Below are 24143 nucleotides of genomic sequence, written 5' to 3' on the forward strand. Positions count from 1 at the left end.
CCACTAGACGAAGGGGACACACGTACAACATTCACTCCCTACCGCGTTTCGCTGTGTGCTTTACGCTGTAAGTGGCGCGCATTCTATGGATGGATTGAAAGGTCGTCAACCCCCATGGATAAATTTATTTAAATCAATGACTTCGCCCAGCTTTACCGGCCTGCACGGGCATTCCGCCCGCCCGGGCTTTGGCGCCTATATTCTGGCGTCCAACAAGACGCTATAGTTGCCGCAGGCAAATGATGGCAATGTGCACCTATCGAGCCAATGATTACCTATATAGAAGAAACTACCTGGGCAACTGGTCGAACAACCCTATCCGCCGGATGGCCCAGTCACTACACTCCACCACAAACCCTATAAAGAGGTCACACCGGTGACACCACTCATGATCACCCTGCTGGTAATAGTCGGGATCGTAATATTGATCGCCATTGGCTATATGAACCACGTGGTGGAAAACAACAAACTGGAAAAGAAGCGCACCGAGATCGAGCTTAACGATCGGCTGCGTCGCTGCGGTGAAATCACCGAGACATTCCCTGGCCAGTTAATGACCACCAAGCTCAAGCTGTTGTTGACGCGCCTGGAACTCAACGTTAACCAGCGACTGTTGAACATCAACAAATCCAGCGCACCGCTCAAGGCGCGTATTGCTGAGTTGAATGCACTGATCGCGCAAGGCGAGTCGATTCCGGTGAACAACCCGCCCGCGCCGATCCAGACCGAAGCCAAGGCCAAGGATGTGCGGTTTTTGCTCGAAGCCCTGCACGGTCAAGTCACCCGCGCCGCCCAGGACGGTTTCCTGCCGGCCAACGAGGCCAAGCACTGGATCAAGGAAATTCGGCATATCCTGGTGCTGTTGCACATCGAATTCTTCACCAACCTGGGCCAACACGCCCTGGTGCAAGGCCAGCCTGGCCAGGCACGTCTGGCGTTTGAGCGCGGCGTACAGTACCTGCGCAAGCAGCCGGAGCCGGTGTTCTACAGTGCGCAATTGCAGTTATTGGAGAACCAACTGGCACGCGCCAACTCCACGGTGCTGACCAACAGCGAGCCAGTCGAAGACGAAGTCAACGAACTGACCGAAGGCCTCAAGGTGGTCGACGCCGACGCCGAGTGGAAAAAGAAAGCCATCTACGACTGACACCGCGCCTTGTGTGGCGAGCCCCCTCGCCACATGCCATCACTTTGCATCTATCCTCCCGCTGCCGACTAGCGTAAAAAAGTGCACCTCACTCCATGAAGTTAGAGGCCTGCTATGCCTGTCGCCGTGATTGATGGACAACCGCTGCACTATGTTGACCAGGGCACTGGCCCGGTTGTCGTGCTGGGCTCGAGCTACCTGTGGGGCGCCGAGATGTGGGCCGCGCAAATTGAAGCCTTGTCGCACCGGTATCGGGTGATCGCCCCCGAGCTGTGGGGCCATGGCGAATCCGGCCCGCTGCCGGCTCACACCCGATCCCTGGATGACTTGGCGCGCCAAACCCTGGCGCTGCTGGACCACCTCGACCTTGCGCACATCAATTTGGTCGGCTTGTCGGTCGGCGGCATGTGGGGCGCACGCCTGGCGTTACTGGCACCTGAGCGCATCAACAGCCTGGTGCTGATGGACACCTACCTTGGCGCCGAACCCGAGCCTACGCGCCAGTACTATTTCTCGCTGTTCAAGATGATCGAAGACGCCGGCGCTATCCCTGAGTCGCTGCTGGATGTGATCGCACCGATCTTTTTCCGCCCCGAGATTGATCGTCAATCGGCGCTGTACCAGGACTATCGCAAGGCGTTGCAGGCCTTTTCCGCAGAGCGCCTGCGGCAGAGCGTGGTGCCTCTGGGCCGTCTGATATTCAGCCGCACCGACATCCTCGACCAATTGCCGAACCTGGACCCCGACACCACGCTGGTCATGTGCGGCGAGCAGGACAAGCCACGACCACCCGCCGAATCCAAAGAAATGGCGGACCTGATTGGTTGCGGCCTGACCCTGATTCCCGACGCAGGGCACATCTCTTCCCGCGAGAACCCGGAATTCGTCAACGAAGCGCTGTTGACGTTCCTCGCCAACAACGCCTGATAGCCGCCCTGCCCTTTGATCGTCGCCAGGTGCGGCGATCAAAGGCGGAAGTGCCCCACCATGCCCTTGAGCTCCGCCCCCAACTGCGCCAACTTGATACTCGACACGGCGTTGCCCTGCATGCTCAACGCCGATTGATCGGCGCTCGCGCGAATACTGGTGACGCTGCGGTTGATCTCTTCGGCGACCGAGCTTTGCTGCTCGGCCGCTGCGGCTATCTGCTGGTTCATCTGCTGGATCAGTGACACCGCTGCGGCAATGCTGCCCAACGCGCTTTCGGCTTCCAGCGCGTCGCTGACCGCCAGTTTCACCAGTTCGCCGCTCTGCTGGATCTGCTGCACCGACGACTGCGCCGCGCCGCGCAAGGTACTCACCAGTTGCTCGATTTCCTCGGTCGATTGCTGAGTGCGTTTGGCCAGCGCCCGCACCTCGTCGGCCACCACCGCAAAACCACGGCCTTGCTCGCCTGCGCGCGCCGCTTCGATCGCCGCGTTAAGGGCGAGCAAATTGGTCTGTTCGGCCACACTTTTGATCACGCTCAACACGCTGCCGATGTTGTGGATTTCTGCACTCAGGCTTTCGATGCTGACGCTGGCATTGCTGCTGGAAGTAGCGAGCTGCTCAATGCGCTGCAAGCTTTGGCGCACCACCTGCTGGCCGCTTTCGACTTTGTGATCCGCTGTCTGCGCGGCTTGCGCGGCCTGTTCGGCGTTGCGCGCCACGTCATGCACGGTGGCCGTCATCTGGTTCATCGCCGTGGCGACCTGCTCGGTCTCCTCCTTTTGGCTGCTGACTTCGGCATTGGTTTGTTCGGTGACGCTGGACAACGAATGCGCCGAACTGGCCAATTGCTCGATTCCCGCCTGCAGCCCACTGACCATGTGGCTGAGGCCGCTGCCCATCTGGTGCATGGCCTGCATCAATTGACCGATCTCATCACCACGACTGACCTGCATGCGCCCGCTCAGGTCGCCGTCCGCAATCTGTTGCGCCACTGCGATGACACTGCGCAGCGGCGTCACGATCAAGCGGGTTATTACCCACGCCGCGATCAAGCCCACCAACAGCGCCATGGCTGACGAGCCAATAATCAACAACGCGCTTTCTTTCAGTTGCACCTGCATCGACTGATCTTCGGCGTCATACGCCTGGTTAACCCGGCTGACCACTTGATCGGCACGCTCATGCAGCTGTTTGTAGACGCCTTTTTCCTGCGCCAGCAACCCGGTGTATTCGCCGAGTTTTTCGCTGAACGCGGCGATGTGCCCGGACACTTCGTTGAGCACAGTCTGATAACCCGCGTCCGTTACCGACGTTTTCAGTTGCTCAACCTGAGCCAACGCCTGGTCAGCCTGTTCGATCTTGCCTTGCCCGGCGTCGTCTGCATCAGCCTTGCGGCTTTGATCCAGGCGCACCTGCGCTTGGTTCATGGCTTGCAACATCAACCGCGACACCTGGCTGATCTGCCCCGACTGCAGGATAAATTCGGCGCCGTCTTTACCCTGGCTTTCTTTGAGCGCATAGGTGCCATCGTCGGCGAGGCCGGCCTGCAACACGTCAAGGTTATTGGCGACGCTGGACACCGATCAACTGGCCATTTCCAGCGCCAGCTCTTTGGCTTGGGTAAGCTCGACAAACTCGTCGAACGCCTTGCGATAAGCTGCCAGCGACTGTTCAACCTCGCTCATCACCGGCACATTGGCGGCCGACTGGGCTTTCAGGCTGGCGGCCAGCGCGGCCAAGGCGTCGACGCTTGCATGCAGCGCCTCAACGGCTTTGGGGTCAGCGTGCAGCGCGTAGTCCTGTTCGATCAAGCGCACCTTGAACAGGCCGCTGTTGAGCGAAGACATCGCATTGAGACCTTCGAAACGCTGGCCAATGGTTTGCAGGGAGCCCACACCAATGGCTGCCACCAAGGCCGTCAGCAGCAGCACCAGGGCGAAACCCAAGGCCAGTTTTTTCGCCATACCGAGGTTGGCGAAACGTCGTTGCACGGCCGGTATCATTGCCTGGAATCCTCTTGCAATGGCGGATGCCATCAAGCCTGATTTGCGTGCCGCGAGATTCGCAACCACAGGCCACCGACACAAGACATTGGCGCCACAATAATGGCAAAAAGCTACACTCCCGTCGTTTTCAGAATGGTCGAGGTCGATTTGGCTGGCCCCAGCGCGCGGAACAGCGCCAGCGCACGCTGATCGGCGGCATACGCCACATTAATCCGCAGCCAGTGGCTGTGTTCGCCCTTGGGACTGAACAGCGCCCCCGGCGACAACAAAACGCAGAGTCGCCGTGCGCACGCCTGCAACCGCGCAGGGTCGCCCACGCCAGGGCGTGCCCACACAAACATGCCGCCGGCAGGCACAGCAAAGACTTCCCATTCCTCATCCTCCAGCGCCTGCAAGGTAAACGCCATTTGCGTGTTCAGGCGCTTGCGCAGGCGCTGTACCCACTTGCGGTAGGTGCCATTGGCCAGCAAAGTGGCGACCACGGCTTCGGCGAAGCGTGAAGTGCCGATGCCAGTGAGTGTTTTGAGGCTGACCAGTTGCGCGATGATGGCCGTGCTGGCGCTGAGGTAACCCACGCGCAACGCACTGCTGAGGGTCTTGGAAAAGCTCGAAATATAGATCACCCGGTCATCATGCGGCAGCGCCGAAAGCCGCGTGCAACTGGCGTGCTGCAAGTCGCCGTAAACGTCCTCTTCAACGATCAGGAAGTCTTCGCTGCGCGCCAGTTGCAAAAGACGCTCAGCCACCGCACGGCACAGGCTGGTGCCGGTGGGGTTGTGGTACAGGCAATTGATGAACAGGCACTTGGGACGATGGCTTTGCAGCAGCGTCTCCAGCACCGGAATATCCGGGCCGCCCACGGTGCGCGGAACCTCCAGCAACTTGACGCCGTGGCGCTCCAACTGGCGATAGAGGTTGGCGTACCCCGGCGTCTCGACCACCACCGTATCACCGGCCTTGAGCAGCGTGCGTATCAGCAAGTCCTGTGCGTGGCTGGCGCCATGGGTGGTGAGGATGCGGTCGAGGCTGGTGGCCACCTTGATCCGGGTCAGCCGCTTGAGCAGTTGCTCGCGCAACGCCGGCAACCCTAACGGCGTGCTGTAGTTGAAAAGGCCGGCAGTGTCGGTGCGGCTGATTTCGCGTATGGCATAACAAAGGTCATCGCTTTCGCGCCACGCATCCGGCAACCAGCCGCAGCCCAGGTTCAACTCGCCCAACGGGCTGTCGACATAGACGCCCCAGCCCAGCTCGGCGCCTTCATACCAGTGGCTTTCATGCGCAACCCGCGGCTCGGCCACGGCAAATACCGAGCCTTGTTTTGACACCAATAACCCCTGCGCCACCATCCGTTCACAGGCCTCGATCACGCTGGACTGGCTGAGCAGGTTGTCGAGGGCCAATTGACGGACAGACGGCAAGCGCGTGCCTGGGCTCGCCTCGCTTGTGCGAATCCATTGCGCCACCGCGCTGACGATTTGCTGCACCACCGGTACAAGGGCTTGTCGATCGATCCCTAAATCCATGAGCCACTCACTTCAACTGTCTGTTATTCAACCCAAAACAGTTAAGCACAGAAGCCCGTAAAAACTGGCCGTAAAAACCATTAAAGTATTGATTTTATTGACTTATTTACCTCCTGATACACATTCACGCGCGGCCTTTTGCCAGCCCTGGAAACGCCCCACAACGCCCCTCGCCTTTTCGAATAGGCCGTGACGTGGTGTCCTAGATAGCCGTCGCGCCACCGTCCACCGCCAACGCGTGGCCGGTGGTGAACGCGGCGCCGTCGCTGCACAGGTAGAGCACTGCACTGGCGACTTCCTCGACGCTGCCAATGCGCCCAACCGGGTGCATCGCAGCGGCAAACTCAGCCTTGCGCGGATCAGCTTCATAGGCCCGACGGAACATATCGGTGTCGATGACCGCAGGGCACACCGCATTGACGCGAATTTTTTTCTTCGCGTACTCGATGGCCGCCGACTTGGTCAGGCCGATCACGGCATGCTTGGACGCCGCATAAATACTCATTTTCGGCGCCGCGCCCAGCCCTGCCACCGACGCGGTATTGACGATAGCCCCGCCGCCTTGGGCGAGCAGCAGCGGCAACTGATACTTCATGCACAGCCACACGCCCTTGACGTTGACGCCCATGATGGCGTCGAACTCGTCGAGGCTGCCGTCGGCCAGCTTGCCTTTCTCGATCTCGATACCGGCATTGTTAAACGCATAGTCCAAGCGACCGAAGGCTGCGACGGTCTGGGCCATCAACGCTTTTACATCTGCTTCCAGCGTGACATCACAGCGCACAAACGCAGCCTCGCCACCGGCCTGGCGGATCAGCCCGACCGTGCCCTCACCGCCCGCCGCGTCCAGGTCGGCGACCACGACTTTCAGGCCTTCTGCGGCGAACGCCAGCGCAGTGGCGCGGCCAATACCGGCGGCGGCGCCGGTCACCAGGGCGACCTGGCCGGAAAACGTCATGCTCATGGGGAGTGTCCTCTGCAAGAAATAGCCGTGGGCCGAGTCTAGCCAACGCGAGGGCACGCGCGTCAGCACTATCAGAAGCCCGGTGGGCACCGTATGGATCGCGGTGATAAAGCCGCCCGGCCAACTATCAGCCACGTCTATCGACGGCCATTCGCAGCGGTTGCAAAACCTTGCCCTCAACGCGCTGAAGGGCTATCACTCAGGTTCATTTATAAAGAGTGCTTGCCATGACTGCCCAGACCAATCGCCAATTCCTGCTCGCCAAACGCCCGGTCGGCGCGGCCACGCGGGAAACCTTTACCTACCAGGAAGTGCCGGTGGGCACGCCAGGCGATGGGCAAGTGCTGGTGCAGAATGAATACCTGTCGCTGGACCCGGCAATGCGTGGCTGGATGAATGAAGGCAAATCCTACATTCCACCTGTCGGCCTTGGTGAAGTGATGCGCGCGCTGGGCGTGGGCAAAGTGATCGCTTCGAACAACCCCAAATTTGCAGTCGGCGACTACGTCAACGGCGCGTTGGGCGTGCAGGATTATTTTGTCGGCGAACCGCGTGGTTTCTATACGGTCGACCCGACACTTGCGCCGCTGCCGCGCTACCTCTCAGCCCTGGGCATGACGGGCATGACCGCCTACTTTGCCCTGCTCGACACCGGCGCCCCGAAGGCCGGGGAAACCGTGGTGATCTCCGGCGCCGCCGGTGCGGTGGGCAGCATTGCCGGGCAGATCGCCAAGATCAAAGGCTGCCGCGTGGTCGGGATTGCCGGTGGCGCCGACAAATGCAAGTTCCTGCTGGATGAGTTGGGCTTTGACGCCGCCATCGACTACAAAAGCGAAGACGTGCCTGCCGCCCTCAAGCGCGAATGCCCCAAAGGCGTGGACGTGTATTTCGATAACGTCGGCGGCGAAATTCTCGACGCTGTGCTCAGCCGCCTGGCGCTTAAAGCCCGTGTGGTGATTTGCGGTGCCATCAGCCAATACAACAACAAAGAAGCGGTCAAAGGCCCGGCTAACTATTTGTCGCTGCTGGTTAACCGCGCGCGTATGGAAGGGTTTGTGGTGATGGACCACTCGGCGAACTTTGCCGCGGCAGCGCAGGAGATGGCCGGGTGGATGGCGCAGGGCAAGCTCAAGAGCAAAGAAGACATCGTGCAAGGCCTGGAGACGTTCCCGGAGACCTTGATGAAGCTGTTCAACGGTGAGAACTTCGGGAAACTGGTGCTGAAGGTTTAACCGCTCACTCAACTGTGGAAGCGGGCTTGTGTAGGAGCTGCTTGTGTGGGAGCTGCTTGTGTGGGAGCTGCTTGTGTGGGAGCTGCTTGTGTGGGAGCGGGCTTGCTCGCGATGGCATCAACCCGGTACGCCTGATGGTCCGAGGCGCCTGCATCGCGAGCAAGCCCGCTCCCACAAAAAGCAAAAGCAAATCTGCTGTGCATTCAATCCAGCAAACACACTCAGCGATCAGGCAATCTCGGCAACCACCGCCGCCAACGCCTTCGCAGGGTCCGCCGCCTGGCTGATCGGACGCCCGATCACCAAATAATCCGACCCCGCATCCAACGCCTGACGCGGCGTCAAAATACGCCGCTGATCATCCAAAGCGCTGCCCGCCGGGCGAATCCCCGGCGTCACCAGCTGCAGCGACGGATGCGCCGTCTTCAACGCCTCAGCCTCCAGCGCCGAACACACCAGACCATCCAGGCCAGCCTTTTGTGCCAGTGCCGCCAACCGCAAAACTTGCTCTTGAGGCTCAATATCCAAGCCGATACCGGCCAAATCTTCGCGCTCCATGCTGGTCAGCACCGTCACACCGATCAGCAAAGGCTTCGGCCCGCTGCGCTGCTCCAGCACCTCACGGCAGGCGTTCATCATGCGCAAGCCACCGGAGCAATGCACATTGACCATCCACACGCCCATCTCGGCGGCCGCTTTCACCGCCATGGCCGTGGTATTCGGGATGTCATGAAATTTCAGGTCGAGGAACACCTCAAAACCTTTGTCACGCAATGTGCCGACAATTTCTGCCGCGCAACTGGTGAACAGTTCCTTGCCGACCTTGACCCGGCAAAGCTTCGGGTCCAACTGGTCAGCCAGCTTCAGTGCGGCGTCACGAGTGGGGTAATCCAGGGCGACGATGATAGGAGTCTGGCAAACGGACATTGGAATGGGCTCTCAGGCAAGTCGAAATCGGCGCGGATTGTAGCGCAAGCCGCGCCATTGCGGGATCCGATGATCGGTAAATACTGACCAACCGCGCTACAACGGTGATCCAGGGTAATTGTTTCAAAGCTGATACATTCACGACATGCCCCCAACACGCCCCAAGGCTAGCCTCGCCCGCATGACCCACCGTTCAGCACTTCCAGCCATGGGGCTGGGCGCATATGCTGACAGCAACAACCAGGCAGATGATCGCACTATGCATACTTCTTCAGTCTCTGTGAACGACGAGCAAAAAGGCGCGGTGATCGCCGATGAAAAGCGCTGGAACACCCGCGCGCTGATCGTCGATGACGATGTGCCGATCCGCGAGCTGCTGATCGATTACCTGGCGCGCTTCAATATTCTCGCCGTCGGCGTGACCGATGGCACCGCCATGCGCCACGCCATGCAAGCCGAGACCTTTGATGTGGTGGTGCTCGACCTGATGCTGCCGGGCGAAGACGGCCTGTCGCTGTGCCGCTGGCTGCGCGGCGAATCGGACATCCCGATTTTGATGCTCACCGCGCGTTGCGAACCCACCGACCGGATCATCGGCCTGGAACTGGGCGCCGACGACTACATGTCCAAACCGTTCGAACCGCGCGAACTGGTGGCACGCATCCAGACGATTCTGCGCCGGGTGCGCGATGACCGTACCGAGCAACGCGCCAATATCCGCTTCGACAACTGGCGCCTCAACAGCGTGTTGCGCCAGTTGGTGGCCGACGACGGCCTGGTGGTGCCGCTGTCCAACGCCGAGTTCCGCTTGCTGTGGGTGTTTATCGAACGGCCGCGCCGCGTGTTGAGCCGCGAGCAATTGCTCGACGCCGCGCGTGGCCGCTCCATCGAAGCGTTTGATCGCAGCATCGACTTGCTGGTCTCGCGGCTGCGCCAGAAGCTGGGCGATGACCCCAAAGCCCCGCAGTTGATCAAAACCGTACGCGGCGAAGGTTACCTGTTCGACGCGCGGGATATTGGCTGATGCGCAACGCCTTCAACACGCTGTTCGGCAGGTTGTTCGGTGTGTTGTTGTTGGCCATTGTGTTGGCCCATGCACTGGCCTTCTTCTGGTTTCACCACTACGATCCGCCACCGCCGCAACGCCAGGAAACCTTCATTGAGCAACCGGATGGCTCGATGGTACCGCTGCACCGGGAGCACCGGCGCCCGTGGTTTGGTGGCCCGATAGTGCCGCTGACGTTCCAGTTTTTTTCGCTGATTATTGCGGCCTGGTATGGCGCCAAGCTGCTCAGCCGGCCGATCCAGCGCTTGAGTGCAGCCGCCGAACGCCTGAGCCTCGACCTCGACAGCCCGCCACTGAATGAATCCGGGCCGCGCGAGGCGCGCCAGGCAGCGTCGACCTTCAACCTGATGCAACGGCGTATTCGCGAACAAGTCAGCCAGCGCGCGCGCATGCTCGGCGCGGTCTCGCATGACCTGCGCACCCCGCTGTCACGCCTGAAGTTGCGCCTGGAACAGATCGAAGACAGCAAGCTGCAAGGCCAGATGCGCCAGGACCTGAACGACATGATCAGCATGCTCGACGCCACCCTGAGCTACCTGCACGAACAGCGCACCAGCGAGACCCGGCATTGGCTCGACGTGCAGGCGCTGGTCGAATCACTCAGCGAAAATGCCCAGGACCAAGGCTCTGACGTGCAGTTTGCCGGCAGTTGCGTGCCGTTGCAGGTGCAGCCAATGGCCCTGCGTTCATGCCTCAACAACTTGATCGACAACGCGCTGCGTTACGCCGGTACGGCGCGTGTAGAGTTGAGCGACAGCCGCGAAGCGCTGGTCATCCGGGTCATCGACCACGGCCCCGGCATTGCGGCGGATAAACGTGAGGCGGTGTTCGAGCCGTTCTTTCGCCTGGAAGGCTCACGCAACCGCAACTCCGGCGGCGTCGGCCTCGGCATGACGATTGCCAAGGACGCGGTGGAGCGCCTTGGCGGCCGCCTGAGCCTTGAAGAAACCCCAGGCGGCGGTTTGACCGCCGTGGTGTGGCTGCCGAGGGCTTAAACGGTTTTGTCGTCGCGACGCACTTGAGCCTGGGTTGCACTCCAATCCGTCAACAAGCTGTACGCCACCGCCAGCAAGGTCGGGCCGATAAACAGGCCGATAAAACCGAAGGCAATCAGCCCGCCAAACACGCCCAACAGCACAATCACCAGCGGCAAGTTGCCGCCTCGGCTGATCAGGTACGGCTTGAGTACGTTGTCGACGCCGCTGATGATGAACGTGCCCCACACCCCGAGGAATATCGCGTAGGTGTAATCGCCCTTCCAGGCCAGCCACGCCGTCGCCGGTATCCACACCAGCGGCGGGCCCATCGGGATCAGGCTGAGCAGGAAGGTAACGATGCCCAGCACCAGCGCGCCCGGCACACCCGCGATCAAAAAGCCGATCAGCGCCAGCACGGCTTGCGCGGCCGCTGTACCGATCACGCCGTTAACCACACGCTGCACCGTACCGGCCACCAGTTCGATGTAGTAACCGGCACGTTCGCCGATCAGGCGTTCCAGCAGGCGATGCACAAATGTCGCCAGGCGTGGCCCGTCACGGTAGAAGAAAAACACGAACACCAGGCTTAACGTTAGCTCCAGGATGCCGCCGCCGATCTGCGCGCTGCGCGCCAGCAGCCAATTACCCACCTGCCCCAAATACGGCTTGATGCTGACCATCAGCGCCGCGCCCTGTTGGTCGATGCTGTCCCACGTCGCCACCAGGCGCTCGCCGATAAACGGGATCGAACCCAGCCAGGTCGGCGCAGCAGGCAGGCCGTCGACTTGAACATCTTTGATCAGGCCCACGGCGTCACGCACATGGTCTGCCAGGTTGAACCCCAGCCACACCAGCGGCACTGCCACCAGCAACATCCAGCACAGTGTGAGGATGCCGGCCGCCAGGGACTCGCGACCGCCCAGCCAGCGGGTCAGCAAGCGCATCAGCGGCCAACTGGCAAACGCCAGCACCGCGCCCCAGAACAGCGCCGACCAAAACGGCGCCATCACCCAGAGGCTGGCACCAAACAACACCAGCAGCAGGATTTGCACCAGTAGGCGATCGTTATTGAGCATCGGGTATCTCGAGAGAAGGCTTCAGGAAGAGAGCTTAGGCGAACGGCGCGGGTCCGTTCGCCTTGTTACGGTTAGCGTATCAGATGCAGGTGCAAACCCTTAGCGTCACCGCTGCCGATTTCCAGGCGAGCGGCACGCACACCGCTGTCGATCAAGCCCTGGCGCCAGGCATCGGCCGCAGGCCCGCTCAAGCTGACGCGCAAGGTGGCGTCAAGGTTCAAGCCACGTGAAATCAGGGTCAGCCAGTTGGCGTCAGGTGCGCTGCCCAGCGCCGGAAAGTCCAGCTCGCCGGTGCTTTTCAGTTCACGCAGCAAGGTCGCCGAGGTGGGCAACACATCCCCCAGCGGTGCGCTGGCGTCGAGTTGCTCTACATGCAAATAGGCGCGGCGATTGCCTCGGGTGATGCCGTAAAGCGCCACCAGTGAGTTGTCCTGCGGGGCGGCGAGGCGCAACAACAGGTACTCCTGCTGGCCGTCGGCGCCGACCAGCTTGGCATTGCCGAACACTTCATTGGCCCACAGGCTGCTTTCGCCGCAATCACGCGCCTGGCACCAGAACAACAACTGCGCGCCCTTGGCCTGCAACGCCTCGCGCGTGGCGGTAAACGCGGCGCTGGAGGTGTGTTCGGCAGGCAGTTCATAGGTGATTGCAGTGGCTTGGCCGCGCGCAGTGGCCTGGCCTTCGTAACGCAACTGGCCGCTGATCTTGCGAATCGCGCCCATCGGGTAGACGCGTTCCTTTTCTTCAGCGGGTCGGTAATCGACGATTTGCGCGTCGACCTGACGGGCCACGGCAGGCAGGTCCTGGCTTCCCGGCACATCGGCGGCGAACACCAAGGGGCTGAAACAGCACAGCCCGAGGGCACGGATACATCCTTTGCGCAGGCTCATCGGATCGTTGAGCCTTGGCCATCGGAGGTCGCTGCGGTGTTGATGTTGAACGCGTGCATGGTTGACTCCCTTTCAATCCGCCCAGCCTCGGCAGTTGACCCCGCCAAGTCAAGGCATGGAGAAGAACCGATTGAAACAGTCTGCAACAAGAGCTGCGCCGAGCTCATCGTTCAGGTGCAAATGATGGCCGCCTGGCAGCGTGGTCACCGTGAAGGGTAGCTGAGAAAGCAATTCGGGATGTTTCGCCAGCATGCCGTCAGCCGCGACCACCAACTGCGTCGGGCAAGCCACTCGCCGCACAAACGCCATGGCTTGTTCATCGGTCAGACGCATCGGCGACGCCAGGGTCAAGCGACTGTCCGTGCGCCAGGTATAACCGCCCGGCACCGGCATCAAACCGCGCTGGGCGAGCAGTTCGGCGGCTTCACGGCTCACCGCCACCAAGCCTTTCATGCGCGCTTCAACCGCACCATCAAGCGTGCTGTAAACCGGTTTGCGCTTGCCCTGCAGGTTCAATTGCGCTTGTAACGCCATGCCCAGTCGCTCGGCCGCGCTGTCGCCGGTGGCGGTTGGCGGCAGCACACCGTCAATTAATCCCAGGTGCGTGACACGCTCAGGCAAGGCACGGCCAACACCAAAGAGACTATGGCGCCGAGCGAATGGCCAAGTAATGCAAAACGTTTCCAGCCCAATTGTTCGGCGACTTGCAGTACATCGTGCACGTAGTCCCACAAGGCGTAACCCGCCCCGGCAGGACGATGCGCAGAATGCCCATGGCCCGCCATGTCCAGCGCTACGATGCGCAAACCCTGCAGTTTCGGCGCCAGCCGTGCAAAGCTGTTGGCGTTGTCGAGCCAGCCATGCAGGGCGATCACCGGCAAACCCTGTTCGGGGCCAAACAGGTGCGCTGCCAACTCGATATGCGCCAGGCTCAGGCGCACTTCCTCGACCGGCGCGCTCATGCGCAACTGCGCTCGCGGGCTTGCCAGCGGCAGAACAGGTCTTTGATCAGGGTCGCGGTGGCTTGAGGGCATTCGAGGGGGAACATATGCCCACCCGGCAAGGTGAGCATCTCGCCCATCGGCAGGCGGCCGACGCCACTGACATGATGCCGCATCACCACGCGGCTTTGGCGCCCGCGCACCACCGCCAGCGGCACTTTCAACTGGCGAACCTGGCCGGGGCTGGTGTGCGGTATGCCGCGGTAGATGCTGATTTCGGTGGCCGGATCAAAGCGCAGGCGCAGGCGGTCGCCGACTTGTTGCAGGCCATGTTGCAGGTACGCGTCAAAACACTCCGGGTCGAAACCCCGAAACAGCGTCTTGCCGGCAAAATAGCTGCGCGCAGTGTCCAGGTCAGCGAACTCTTCGCGGCGGCCCAAGGTGCGCCCGGCCGGCGTCAGGCGATCGATAAAGCCGAAGCGCTTGGCGGCGCGAATCAGCCAGCGGTCTGCGCGGGTCAGCACCGGCGAATCGAGCATCACCACGCCACGGTAGAGCTGCGGGCAACGCATGGCCGCGTGCAAATGCAACACGCCGCCGAGCGAATGGCCCACGCCCCACACCGGTTCCGGCTGCTGCTCTAAATGGTGAATCAGCTCGTCAACCAGGTTCTGCCAGTTGTCGTCCACCGGAAACCTGGGATCGTGAGCGTGCTGTGGCAGGTGAGCCACTGCAAACTCGGGCGCCAGGGCGGCAAACAACTTGCCGTAGGTGGCCGAAGGGAAGCCATTGGCGTGGGCAAAAAACACGGGCTGCGACATACCGGACCCCTCTACAAGAACAGAGGTTGATTGTCGCCACGCCAAGGCAGCGCCGCAATGACTGTAACTGCCAGGAATGATGACACTCACGCCATGCCTATCGTGCAGGAGGGTTCTCGCCCAGCGGCACCACGGCGACGGTCAGGCGCGACACGCAACTGGCTTTGCCGTCGTCGCTGGTCAGGCGAATATCCCATACCTGCGTGGTCCGGCCGATGTGGATCGCCCGCGCCACCGCCGTCACCCGCCCGCTGCGCACACCGCGCAGGTGGTTGGCGTTGACCTCCAGCCCCACGCAGTAGAATTTGCTGGAATCAACGCACAGGTAGGCCGCCACTGAGCCGACACTTTCCGCCAGCACCACCGACGCCCCACCGTGCAGCAGGCCGTAAGGTTGATGGGTGCGGGCGTCGACCACCATGCTGGCCGTCAGGGAGTGGTCATCGAAGCTTTCAAAACGAATATCGAGCAGCTCACCAATGGTGTTTTTCTGCATGGCATTGAGTTGTTCGATATTCGGTTGGGTGCGCCACAGGCTCATGTGAAGGTCCTTCCTGGTTTTATGATGAACCTAATCCTGCCACACAATTGTGCGGGTGGGCTGCGCTGGCCTACGGGTGTTTCACGCTGATCAGGCTCATCAGGCCCGCCAGCGCAAAGTCCCCTTCCAGTTCGGCCAGGCTGGCGGTGTGCATCGGTTGCGGCTGACGTTGATGGCCGTGTTGCAAAAAGCTGATCAGGCTGCCGACCAAGGGTTGATGGCTGACCAGCAGCACATTGTCGTCGGCGCCATCGGTGTCGAGCTGTGCCAGCACCTGTAACGGGTTGCCCTCCGGCGTCAGCCAAGGCACGGTTTTGATCGCCGGCTCAAAGCCCAATGCGTCGCGCACCAGCTCTGCGGTCTGCTGCGCACGCACGTACGGGCTGGCGAGGATGGCGCTGATGGGCTGGCCGATGAGGTGGGCGGCACTGCGTAACACTTCGCCGCGCCCGTGTTCGGTCAGGTTGCGCTCGGCGTCGGTGCGCGCCTGGGCCTGCGCCTCACCGTGGCGCAAAATCCACAGCTTCACAGTTTTGGCTCCTCATCACGCACCGGGTGCGGCGCCAGTGGCACGCTGTGCGCGGCTTCGCCTTCGGGTGCGCGCGGGGTGGGCCAATCAGCGAATGGCCAAGGCTTTTGCTCGGTGTGGAAGCTGCCGAAGCGGCCGATCTGCGCGAGGAACTGGCTGAGGCTGTCGCCGAAGTTCATCAGGCCAAGGTTCGCGCGCCGTAGATCAGGCGATAAATCAACTGCACCACCACCAGCCCGCCGAGCAGGAATTGCGCCACCTGCCACACCAGGGCAAACACCAGCATCCACAGGATACGCAGCAAAATGGACTCGTATGTGGGGGCTGCTTTTGGATCGTTCATAACGCGTGCCTCAGTTGAAACCACTGGTGGAAATAAAGTCGACATCGGTTTTCGGTTCAGCGCGCATCAGCAACTCGATGACCTGGTTCAGCGTGCGCCCTTCAAACAGGATCGCATGCAGCCCGGCGACCAGCGGCATATACACGCCGACTTCCTGTGCCTTGGCCTTCAGCACTTTAAGCGTATTGACGCCCTCGGCGACTTCGCCCAGGCGCGTCACCGCGTCTTCCAGGCTCAGGCCCTGCCCAAGGCAAAACCGACTTGGTAATTACGGCTTTTTGGCGACGAGCAGGTCACGATCAAATCGCCTACGCCCGCCAGCCCCAGAAACGTCATCGGGTTGGCGCCCTGGTTAACCGCAAAACGGGTCATCTCGGCCAGGGCACGGGTGATCAGCATGCTTTTGGTGTTTTCGCCCATGCCAAGGGCAACGGCCATGCCAGCAATGATCGCGTAGACGTTTTTCAGCGCCCCGCCCAACTCGACGCCGAAGCGATCGCTGCTGGCATACACCCGGAACGTGCGACCGTGCAGCACCGCTTGAACGCGCTCGCACAGCGCCTCGTCTTCACTGGCGACCACGGTGGCCGTCAGCGCATGCTCGGCGACCTCGCGTGCCAGGTTTGGCCCGGACAGCACACCAATACGCGCCAGAGGGGCGATCTCCTGGAGAATTTCGCTCATCAGCTTGAAGGTCTGCGCCTCGATGCCTTTGGTCAGGCTGACCAGCAACTTGCCCGCCAGCCGTTCGGCGTGCGGTGCCAGCACCGAACGCAAGGCGCTGGAGGGCAGCGCAACGAAGCACAGGTCGCATTCGGTCAGCGTGGCCAATAAGTCCGTCACCGGCTCGACCGCCGGGTGAATCTTGATGCCTTTGAGGTAACGCGGGTTTTCGCGGTGCACGCGAATCGCCTCGGCCTGCTCGGGATCGCGCATCCACTGGCGCACCGCATGCCCGTTTTCAGCGAGCAGGTTAGCCACGGCGGTACCAAAACTTCCGCCTCCAAGGACCGCAATTGGGCGCTGTTCAGTCATATGCAATCCGTTAATCCATACCAGTGACGATGGCGGCATTATACGGGGCGACCCGCTTGCGGCCAGCCCCCGTATCAATTCGCGCGCCTGTCGGAAAATGCTACCGTTCTGTGAACTAATTGCCAGTACGGTGAATGGCAAATGGCCTGACCTCAGTTAACATGGGCGGCTATCCGTAATTATCAAGGCCGTGCCGTGTACCCAGGCCCTCCTACCCGCCCCTTTCTGTGGTTGATGCTGTTGTGCAGCGCACCTGCGCAGGCTGATGACCTGTTTCTCGACAGCCAGCCGCTGCCGCAAGTGCTCACCGCCACCCGCCTCAAGCAATCGGCGGCGGCCGTGCCCGGCAGCATGACCGTGATCGACAGCGAGCTGATCAAGGCCAGCGGCGCACGCGACATCGCCGAGCTACTGCGCCTGGTGCCGGGAATGATGGTCGGCTACACCACCGGCAACCAGGCCGCGGTGAACTACCACGGCACCAGCGCCAGCGACGCGCGGCGCATGCAAGTGTTGATCGACGGGCGTTCGGTGTACCGCGCAGGCTTGGCGACGGTGGACTGGAGCGATATTCCGGTGGCCATGGAAGACATCGAGCGTATCGAGGTGTTTCGCGGCCCCAACACGGTCAGCTACGGCGCCAATGCATTAATGGCCGTGGTGAATATCCTCACGCGCTCACCGGCCAACAGCCATGGCTCGCGGGTAAAAGTGGTGCGTGGCGAACGCGGGATCAACGACTTCTATGCAAGCCAGGGCGTGGGCTGGGAGACCGGCGACTTGCGCCTCTCCTTGTCCGGGCAACAGGACGATGGGTTTGACAGCGATGCCATCGGCGCCGACCGCCGTGACGGCCGCCGCCTCAGCCGATTCAGCCTGGCGGTGAGCCAAACCCTGAACGCGCAGCAGAGCATCGATTTGCAATTAAATGCCAAGGAAGGCACCAATCAGCGCCCTTATACCTACACGCCGGTATTCGCCGGGATTACCGAAGGCGGTACCAATTCCGACGTCGCCGCCAAGGACTACGCCGGTTCGTTGCGCTGGAACTTCGAGCTTAACCCCGAACACAGCCTGTATATCCAGGGCTCAGCCCAGCAATGGAACCGCCAGCAGATCTGGAAAGCCTGTGACGCCAAGGTTTCGTTCAGCCCGCAATTGACCCAGCTGTGGCAGCTCAACCCCAACTATGCCGAATTGCTTGCACGGCACATGGACACCTTCAGCCAGGCCACTGCACCACCGGGTAGCACCACTGAACAAGCGCTGGGCAACCAGGTACTGGACCAGTGGCGCGACGGCGCCAACCAAAGCGTATGCGGCGACATCGACCAAAGCACCCGCGAGAGCCGCTACGACCTCGAGGTACAGGACACCCTGAGCCTGTCCGACAGCCTGCGCCTGGTCAGCGGCATGAACTACCGCTACGACCGCGCCGACTCCGACACTTATTTCAATGGCACCCTCGACGACACCACCTGGCGTTTGTTCGGCCACCTGGAGTGGCGCGCCAGCGAACACTGGCTGCTGCAAGGCGGCGCCATGTACGAAGACACGAAGTTGAGCGGCAACTCGCTGACACCACGGGTGGCGGTCAACTACCTGATCAACCCGCGTCACGGCCTGCGCGCGGTGTATTCCGAAGCGATTCGTTCGCCGGACATGTTCGAGAACAACGTCAACTGGAGCTATCGCGTCACCAATCTCAGCTCCCCGGCCTATGGGCAAAACGCCGGGCAATATTTTGTGGTGACACGAGGCCCCGGCAATCTCGATAAAGAGTTGATGCGCTCAAGAGAGCTGGGCTACAACGGTTTCTTTGCCGACCTTGGACTGAATGTCGACGTGAAACTGTTCTACGACGAAATCACCGACATGATCAGCTCGCCGCTGCGCAACAACCAATACATCGCGAGCAACGCCAATAACGCACGGTTCACCGGTGCCGAGTCGCAGTTCGACTGGCGCATGAGCAGCGCTGACCGCTTGCGGCTGACCTATGCTTACGTCGATGCGACGTCCAGCAACCCGTTGGACAAGGCGCAAACCGCACGTAACAGCGGCTCGGCCGGCTGGCTGCGAGAATGGGGCCGGGGCTGGTCCAGTGCGTTGTTCTACTATGGCGACGACGCACTCAACCAATATCGCTTCGAACGCGTCGACTTGCGCGTGGCCAAGCGCATTGCCGTGGGCAAAGCCAACGTGGAGCTGGCCGGCATGTTGCAACAACGCCTGGATAACCAGCCCACCACCTGGGCCGATAACAATTACGACAGCCGCCACGTCCTCTACTTCAGCGCGGAGTTAGAGTTCTGACATGGGCGATCAGTCACGGATGACCTTTGTGTTTGTTTTAAAGCTCTGGCGGCGCGGCGGGCTGCGCACATGCCTGGCAATGTGCCTGTTGCTGACGGCGCCGGCCAGGGGCGCAGACATTTTGCTGACCGCCGCCGAAGACGCTGCCGGCGTGCAAGCCTTCGCCCAGGCGCTGGCCCAACAGCGCCCCGAAGACCGCGTGAGCTTTACCCCGCTCCACGACCTGCCAGCCCCGAGCCAGTTGCCAGCCAACACGCGCTTGATCCTGCTGGACCTGCCCGGCCTTGATTGGCGCCTGCAAGATACTCAAGGCCCGCCCACGCTGGTGCTGCGCATCAGCCGCCTGCAAGCGCGCAAGCGGCTGGGCGGCCTGCACCCGGCCAAAATCAGCCTGTTGTGGAGCGACCCACCGCTTGAGCGCCAATTGCAACTGATCGCCAATGTCTTGCCGCAGGCCCGGCGCATCGGTGTGCTCTACGACGTCGACAGTGAATTCTTGCTGCAGGAGCTGCGACGGTATGCGGCGCCCATGGGGTTGGAAATCGTGCCGCAGTTCTGGGACAACATTAATGACAGTCGGCCATTGCAAAACCTGCTCAAAAACAGTGACGTGTTGCTTGGGCTCGACGACCCGCGGCTGTACAACCCAAAAACCGTGAAAAACCTGTTACTCAGCAGTTACGCTCAGCAACTGCCGCTGTTTGGCCCCAACGCCGGGTTCGTCAAAGCCGGCAGCCTGGCCAGCACCTACAGCGACCAGGCCGACTGGCTGAATGTACTCGACCGCTTGCTCGACCACCCGCCGGCCAGTTGGCCGCGCGCGCTGTACCCGGAACACTTCAAAGTCGTGGGCAACCCCCAAGTCGCGCGCTCATTGGGGATTGAACAGGTTGACGACAGCGCCGTCGCCGCCCGACTGGCCGAAGGAGAAAAACGCCCATGACCTTGCGTCGTCGTTGGGACATCAACACCCGCACCCAGCTCATCACGCTGGGCCCGGCGCTGTTGTTGACCTTGCTGTTAATCAGCTTCTTTACCTTCGTGCGTTTGCAGGACCTGCGCCAGGAACTGGACCACACCGGCCAACTGATCGCCAACCAACTCGCACCCGCCACTGAATACGGGGTGATATCCGGCAACAACGACGTGCTTGAAAGCCTGCTGCGCGCCACGTTGGCCACGCCCCATGTGCGCTTCCTGGAAATTCAGGACAGCGCTGAAAACATTCTGGTGTATGTCGAGCAACCGTCGGAAAAACATGACCGCTCACTGTCAGTGAAAGTGTTCCAGGCCCCCATCCGCCTGCAACACATTCAGTTGGGCAGCGATTTTTTCCAGGACAACCTCAACGAACCGAAGGTGCCGCGCGCGGATTACCTGGGCCGGGTCATCGTCGGCATGTCCAACGACGCCTTCAGCCAACGCCAACAAGAGATCCTGCTCAAAGCCGGCATCCTCGCCTTGTTCGCGCTGCTGTTCACCTTCCTGCTCGCGCGTCGCCTGGCCGCGAGCCTGTCGCAGCCGATCAGCGCCATGGGCCACGCAGTAAAAGCCATCCAGCAAGGTGACTACAAAACACCGCTGCCGATCGTTGATGACTCCGAGCTGGGCGACCTCTCGCGCCATATCAATAACCTTGCCGAAGGCCTCAACCACGCCAGCCGCGAACAACAGCAGGCCATGGCCCAGTTGATTCAAACCCGCGAAGAAGCCGAGCGCGCAAACAATGCCAAGTCGGACTTTCTGGCGATGATGAGCCATGAGCTGCGCACGCCCATGAACGGCGTGCTGGGCATGTTGCAACTGCTGGAAACCACCGAGATGACCGAGGAGCAGACCGAATACGCGGCACTCGCCTCCGAATCCACCGAGCATTTGCTCAAGGTGATCAACGACATTCTCGACTTCTCACGCATCGAGCGCGCGGCGCTGGAGCTGGAACATATTTCGTTCAACCTCGCCGACTTGATCAGCAGTTGCGCGCAGGCCTTCCAGCACAGCGCCCAGCAACGCGGGCTGGTGCTGGAGCTGCCGATCCCGCCGGGCATGAGCGCCCTGCGGGTACAGGGCGACCCGACGCGCATCCGGCAAATCCTGGTGAACCTGATCGGCAACGCGCTCAAATTCACCGAACACGGCACGATCACCGTCGAGCCGCACTGGCAGACGCTGGACCATGCATTGGTGTGGTTTACCTGCACCGTGCGCGACAGCGGCATTGGCATTTCCGCCGAATGCCTGGACTCGATGTTCGACGCGTTTCAGCAGGCCGACAGTTCCATTTCAAGACGTTACGGCGGCACTGGCCTGGGCCTGCCCATCGCCCGCACGCTGGCCGAGCGTATGGGCGGCACACTGCGCGCGCAGAGCGAAGAAGGCCGCGGCTCGGTGTTTACCCTGGAAATCCCGCTGGCGATTGATCAGCACAGTTTGCCGGCAATTGTTCAGCACGCCGAAGGCAAAACCGGCGCTGGCGATGGCCGCCATGTGCTGTTGGTGGAGGACAACCCGGTCAACCGCACCGTGGTCGAAGCCATGCTGCGCAGCCTGGGTTTTGAAGTGAGCCTGGCGACCGATGGCGCCGAGGCGATCCGCAGCGCCGAGAGCCTGATTTTTACCGCGATTCTGATGGACTGCCGCCTGCCGTTGATCGACGGCTACGAAGCCACCCGGCAGATTCGCCAACTGCCCGGCTGCGCTGACCTGCCCATCATCGCGTTGACCGCCAACGCGTTGCAGGGCGATCGCGAAGCGTGCCTTGCAGCCGGAATGAACGATTACCTGGCCAAGCCGTTCAAACGTACGGATTTGCAGCAAATCCTACAGCGATGGGTGCAGTAGCGCCGCGCCATTAACCAACTGCGACTGGCGTGAAAGGCGAAATTGCGGCAGTCTTAGGCACCCAAACGGGCCGATAAACAGGCCCGGTTTAAAATTTCAGTGAACAAGTGTACATTGAGTGCCTTGACGCTGTGACTTTCACTACAACGCAATAGTCTATGTGTAGGCTGCCGACATGAGGCATGAACGCTTCATTCGGTTCGGGAAGATTTGCCCTACCCTGCCGCATGGGATTATTGAGGAGCTCGCATGACCAAACAAAACGCCTTTACCCGGGAAGACCTGCTGCGCTGCAGTCGCGGTGAGCTGTTCGGCCCAGGTAACGCGCAACTGCCCGCGCCGAATATGCTGATGGTGGATCGCATCACCCATATCAGTGAAGAAGGTGGCAAGTACGGCAAAGGTGAATTGGTCGCCGAGCTGGATATAACCCCGGACCTGTGGTTCTTCGCCTGCCATTTTGAAGGTGACCCGGTGATGCCAGGCTGCCTGGGCCTCGACGCCATGTGGCAACTGGTCGGCTTCTACCTGGGCTGGCAAGGCCTGCCAGGCCGCGGTCGCGCCCTGGGTTCGGGCGAAGTGAAGTTCTTTGGCCAGGTCTTGCCGACCGCCAAAAAAGTCACTTACAACATTCAAATCAAGCGCGTCCTCAAGGGCAAGCTGAACCTGGCCATCGCCGACGGTTCGGTCACTGTCGACGGTCGCGAGATCTATACAGCCGAAGGCCTTCGGGTCGGCGTATTTACTTCCACTGACAACTTTTAAGGGTTATCCGCATGCGCCGCGTCGTTATCACTGGTCTGGGCATTGTTTCTTGCCTGGGCAATGACAAAGAGACCGTCACCGCTAACCTGCGTGCAAGTCGCCCTGGCATCCGCTTCAACCCGGAATATGCCGAAATGGGTCTGCGTAGCCAGGTTTCCGGCTCCATCGACCTGCCCCTCGAAGAACTGATTGATCGCAAGATCTTCCGCTTCGTCGGCCACGCAGCAGCTTATGCCTACCTGGCCATGAAAGACGCAATCGCCGACTCCGGCCTGAGCGAAGACCAGGTATCGAACGTACGCACCGGCTTGATCGCCGGCTCCGGCGGCGCATCGACCCTGAACCAGATGGAAGCGCTGGACATCCTGCGCGAAAAAGGCGTGAAGCGTGTTGGCCCGTACCGTGTAACGCGGACCATGGGCAGCACCGTTTCGGCCTGCCTGGCCACGCCGTTCAAGATCAAGGGCGTGAACTACTCGATCTCCTCCGCTTGCGCCACCAGTGCACATTGCATTGGCACCGCGGTTGAGCAGATCCAGTTGGGCAAGCAGGACATCGTGTTTGCCGGCGGCGGCGAAGAAGAACACTGGAGCCAGTCGTTCCTGTTCGACGCCATGGGCGCGCTGTCCACCCAGTACAACGAAACCCCACAAAAGGCCTCGCGTGCCTACGACGCCCAGCGTGACGGTTTTGTCATCGCCGGCGGCGGCGGTATGGTCGTGGTCGAAGAGCTGGAACACGCGCTGGCCCGTGGCGCCAAAATCTACGCGGAAATCGTCGGTTACGGCGCTACTTCCGACGGCTACGACATGGTTGCGCCAAGCGGTGAAGGCGCGATTCGTTGCATGCAGATGGCGATGTCGACTGTAGACACCCCAATCGACTACCTGAACACCCACGGCACCTCGACTCCGGTTGGCGACGCCAAGGAAATGGAAGGTGTGCGTGCAGTCTTCGGCGACAAGGCCCCGGCCATCAGCTCTACCAAAAGCTTGTCCGGTCACTCGCTGGGCGCCGCAGGCGTTCACGAGACGATCTACTGCCTGTTGATGATGGAAGGCAACTTCATGGCCGGTTCGGCCAACATCGACGAGATCGACCCGGTCGTCGCCGATATGCCGATCCTGACCAAGACCGTTGAAGACGTAAAAATCGACACCGTGATGAGCAACAGCTTCGGCTTCGGTGGCACCAACGCCACCCTGGTACTGAAACGCTGGCAGGGCAAGTAAACCCCTGCAGGTTGATCATGTGAAAAGCCCCGACTGGTTCG

19 protein-coding genes and 5 pseudogenes are annotated in these 24143 nt (G+C 61.1%); 10 read left to right on the top strand and 14 right to left on the bottom strand.

Annotated elements, in window-relative coordinates:
* The first annotated feature begins 376 nt into the window (after positions 1–376).
* Positions 377–1147, top strand: coding sequence for a hypothetical protein (locus F0169_RS22280; protein WP_058411692.1), 771 nt, complete (start codon positions 377–379; stop codon positions 1145–1147).
* Between the two features lie 114 nt (positions 1148–1261).
* Positions 1262–2074 carry an alpha/beta fold hydrolase gene (locus F0169_RS22285; protein WP_152747639.1) on the top strand — a complete coding sequence of 271 codons (813 nt, stop codon included), beginning with the start codon at positions 1262–1264 and terminating at the stop codon, positions 2072–2074.
* Between the two features lie 160 nt (positions 2075–2234).
* On the opposite strand, the pseudogene F0169_RS28540 reads toward F0169_RS22285, so the two are convergent.
* The 5 genes and pseudogenes from F0169_RS28540 to F0169_RS22300 all read right to left on the bottom strand — a co-directional run.
* A pseudogene (locus tag F0169_RS28540) lies at positions 2235–3030 on the bottom strand (methyl-accepting chemotaxis protein); the annotation flags it as partial.
* Positions 3022–3516 (bottom strand): annotated as a pseudogene (locus F0169_RS28545) (methyl-accepting chemotaxis protein); the annotation flags it as partial. The pseudogenes F0169_RS28540 and F0169_RS28545, both read right to left, overlap by 9 nt.
* A gap of 144 nt (positions 3517–3660) precedes the next feature.
* Positions 3661–4080 carry a methyl-accepting chemotaxis protein gene (locus F0169_RS28550; RefSeq protein ID WP_425274316.1) on the bottom strand — a complete coding sequence of 140 codons (420 nt, stop codon included), beginning with the start codon at positions 4078–4080 and terminating at the stop codon, positions 3661–3663.
* 113 nt (positions 4081–4193) lie between these two features.
* Positions 4194–5606 carry an aminotransferase-like domain-containing protein gene (locus F0169_RS22295; RefSeq protein ID WP_152747640.1) on the bottom strand — a complete coding sequence of 471 codons (1413 nt, stop codon included), beginning with the start codon at positions 5604–5606 and terminating at the stop codon, positions 4194–4196.
* 202 nt (positions 5607–5808) lie between these two features.
* On the bottom strand, positions 5809–6570 hold the full coding sequence (locus F0169_RS22300) for an SDR family oxidoreductase (RefSeq protein ID WP_152747641.1): 762 nt from the start codon (positions 6568–6570) through the stop codon (positions 5809–5811).
* Between the two features lie 227 nt (positions 6571–6797).
* On the opposite strand from F0169_RS22300, the gene F0169_RS22305 reads away from it, so the two are divergent.
* The gene (locus tag F0169_RS22305) at positions 6798–7802 is read left to right on the top strand and encodes an NADP-dependent oxidoreductase (protein ID WP_099239182.1); all 1005 of its coding nucleotides are present in this window, start codon (positions 6798–6800) and stop codon (positions 7800–7802) included.
* A gap of 228 nt (positions 7803–8030) precedes the next feature.
* Here the strand turns inward: F0169_RS22305 and pyrF are convergent, their stop codons facing one another.
* Positions 8031–8729: an orotidine-5'-phosphate decarboxylase gene (gene pyrF / locus F0169_RS22315; protein ID WP_058411698.1), complete on the bottom strand. Its 699-nt coding sequence runs from the start codon at positions 8727–8729 to the stop codon at positions 8031–8033.
* A 259-nt stretch (positions 8730–8988) separates the two neighbouring features.
* Here pyrF and F0169_RS22320 point away from each other — a divergent pair, with 259 nt between their 5' ends.
* Together F0169_RS22320 and F0169_RS22325 are read left to right on the top strand one after the other, a co-directional pair.
* Positions 8989–9753: a response regulator gene (locus tag F0169_RS22320; protein WP_058411778.1), complete on the top strand. Its 765-nt coding sequence runs from the start codon at positions 8989–8991 to the stop codon at positions 9751–9753.
* Complete coding sequence (locus F0169_RS22325; RefSeq protein ID WP_058411699.1) at positions 9753–10790, top strand: sensor histidine kinase; 1038 nt, start codon at positions 9753–9755, stop codon at positions 10788–10790. Before F0169_RS22320 ends, F0169_RS22325 begins: the two co-directional genes overlap by 1 nt.
* Here F0169_RS22325 and F0169_RS22330 read toward each other — a convergent pair.
* From F0169_RS22330 to F0169_RS22365, 8 genes and pseudogenes are all read right to left on the bottom strand, one after another.
* Positions 10787–11848 carry an AI-2E family transporter gene (locus tag F0169_RS22330; RefSeq protein ID WP_058411700.1) on the bottom strand — a complete coding sequence of 354 codons (1062 nt, stop codon included), beginning with the start codon at positions 11846–11848 and terminating at the stop codon, positions 10787–10789. The genes F0169_RS22325 and F0169_RS22330 overlap by 4 nt on opposite strands.
* Before the next feature lie 71 nt (positions 11849–11919).
* Positions 11920–12738 carry a DUF4892 domain-containing protein gene (locus F0169_RS22335; RefSeq protein ID WP_122250940.1) on the bottom strand — a complete coding sequence of 273 codons (819 nt, stop codon included), beginning with the start codon at positions 12736–12738 and terminating at the stop codon, positions 11920–11922.
* Between the two features lie 108 nt (positions 12739–12846).
* Positions 12847–13700 (bottom strand): annotated as a pseudogene (locus tag F0169_RS22340) (alpha/beta hydrolase).
* Positions 13697–14500, bottom strand: coding sequence for an alpha/beta fold hydrolase (locus F0169_RS22345; protein WP_122250939.1), 804 nt, complete (start codon positions 14498–14500; stop codon positions 13697–13699). Before F0169_RS22345 ends, F0169_RS22340 begins: the two are co-directional and overlap by 4 nt.
* Positions 14501–14597: 97 nt before the next feature.
* Positions 14598–15041, bottom strand: coding sequence for a hotdog fold thioesterase (locus tag F0169_RS22350; protein ID WP_122250938.1), 444 nt, complete (start codon positions 15039–15041; stop codon positions 14598–14600).
* Between the two features lie 70 nt (positions 15042–15111).
* Entirely contained in the window at positions 15112–15570 is a 459-nt protein-coding gene (gene sixA, locus F0169_RS22355; RefSeq protein ID WP_172979518.1) for a phosphohistidine phosphatase SixA, read from the bottom strand.
* A pseudogene (locus F0169_RS22360) lies at positions 15567–15913 on the bottom strand (DUF4389 domain-containing protein). The gene sixA and the pseudogene F0169_RS22360 overlap by 4 nt, the downstream one beginning before the upstream one ends.
* A 10-nt stretch (positions 15914–15923) precedes the next feature.
* Positions 15924–16948, bottom strand: a pseudogene (locus F0169_RS22365) (NAD(P)H-dependent glycerol-3-phosphate dehydrogenase).
* A 195-nt stretch (positions 16949–17143) separates the two neighbouring features.
* Here F0169_RS22365 and F0169_RS22370 point away from each other — a divergent pair.
* From F0169_RS22370 to fabB, 5 genes are all read left to right on the top strand, one after another.
* A complete protein-coding gene (locus F0169_RS22370) occupies positions 17144–19264 on the top strand; it encodes a TonB-dependent receptor plug domain-containing protein (protein WP_341869111.1) in 2121 nt (706 codons plus the stop codon).
* Between the two features lies 1 nt (position 19265).
* Positions 19266–20207 carry an ABC transporter substrate-binding protein gene (locus F0169_RS22375; RefSeq protein WP_058411709.1) on the top strand — a complete coding sequence of 314 codons (942 nt, stop codon included), beginning with the start codon at positions 19266–19268 and terminating at the stop codon, positions 20205–20207.
* Complete coding sequence (locus F0169_RS22380; protein ID WP_058411710.1) at positions 20204–22105, top strand: ATP-binding protein; 1902 nt, start codon at positions 20204–20206, stop codon at positions 22103–22105. The genes F0169_RS22375 and F0169_RS22380 overlap by 4 nt, the downstream gene beginning before the upstream one ends.
* Before the next feature lie 249 nt (positions 22106–22354).
* Entirely contained in the window at positions 22355–22870 is a 516-nt protein-coding gene (fabA, locus tag F0169_RS22385) for a 3-hydroxyacyl-[acyl-carrier-protein] dehydratase FabA (RefSeq protein ID WP_003210552.1), read from the top strand.
* Positions 22871–22881: 11 nt separating this feature from the next.
* The gene (gene fabB, locus F0169_RS22390; RefSeq protein WP_099239210.1) at positions 22882–24102 is read left to right on the top strand and encodes a beta-ketoacyl-ACP synthase I; all 1221 of its coding nucleotides are present in this window, start codon (positions 22882–22884) and stop codon (positions 24100–24102) included.
* Positions 24103–24143 lie beyond the last annotated feature (41 nt).

It is taken from the genome of Pseudomonas kitaguniensis (assembly GCF_009296165.1).
Lineage (GTDB): Bacteria > Pseudomonadota > Gammaproteobacteria > Pseudomonadales > Pseudomonadaceae > Aquipseudomonas > Aquipseudomonas kitaguniensis.

Bases quoted from the DNA above. Each gene is read 5' to 3' on its own strand.
- F0169_RS22285 (WP_152747639.1), top strand. From the start codon at position 1,262: ATGCCTGTCGCCGTGATTGATGGACAACCGCTGCACTATGTTGACCAG.
- F0169_RS28550 (WP_425274316.1), bottom strand. From the start codon at position 4,080: ATGATACCGGCCGTGCAACGACGTTTCGCCAACCTCGGTATGGCGAAA.
- F0169_RS22295 (WP_152747640.1), bottom strand. From the start codon at position 5,606: ATGGATTTAGGGATCGATCGACAAGCCCTTGTACCGGTGGTGCAGCAA.
- F0169_RS22300 (WP_152747641.1), bottom strand. From the start codon at position 6,570: ATGAGCATGACGTTTTCCGGCCAGGTCGCCCTGGTGACCGGCGCCGCC.
- F0169_RS22305 (WP_099239182.1), top strand. From the start codon at position 6,798: ATGACTGCCCAGACCAATCGCCAATTCCTGCTCGCCAAACGCCCGGTC.
- pyrF (WP_058411698.1), bottom strand. From the start codon at position 8,729: ATGTCCGTTTGCCAGACTCCTATCATCGTCGCCCTGGATTACCCCACT.
- F0169_RS22320 (WP_058411778.1), top strand. From the start codon at position 8,989: ATGCATACTTCTTCAGTCTCTGTGAACGACGAGCAAAAAGGCGCGGTG.
- F0169_RS22325 (WP_058411699.1), top strand. From the start codon at position 9,753: ATGCGCAACGCCTTCAACACGCTGTTCGGCAGGTTGTTCGGTGTGTTG.
- F0169_RS22330 (WP_058411700.1), bottom strand. From the start codon at position 11,848: ATGCTCAATAACGATCGCCTACTGGTGCAAATCCTGCTGCTGGTGTTG.
- F0169_RS22335 (WP_122250940.1), bottom strand. From the start codon at position 12,738: ATGAGCCTGCGCAAAGGATGTATCCGTGCCCTCGGGCTGTGCTGTTTC.
- F0169_RS22345 (WP_122250939.1), bottom strand. From the start codon at position 14,500: ATGTCGCAGCCCGTGTTTTTTGCCCACGCCAATGGCTTCCCTTCGGCC.
- F0169_RS22350 (WP_122250938.1), bottom strand. From the start codon at position 15,041: ATGAGCCTGTGGCGCACCCAACCGAATATCGAACAACTCAATGCCATG.
- F0169_RS22375 (WP_058411709.1), top strand. From the start codon at position 19,266: ATGGGCGATCAGTCACGGATGACCTTTGTGTTTGTTTTAAAGCTCTGG.
- F0169_RS22380 (WP_058411710.1), top strand. From the start codon at position 20,204: ATGACCTTGCGTCGTCGTTGGGACATCAACACCCGCACCCAGCTCATC.
- fabA (WP_003210552.1), top strand. From the start codon at position 22,355: ATGACCAAACAAAACGCCTTTACCCGGGAAGACCTGCTGCGCTGCAGT.
- fabB (WP_099239210.1), top strand. From the start codon at position 22,882: ATGCGCCGCGTCGTTATCACTGGTCTGGGCATTGTTTCTTGCCTGGGC.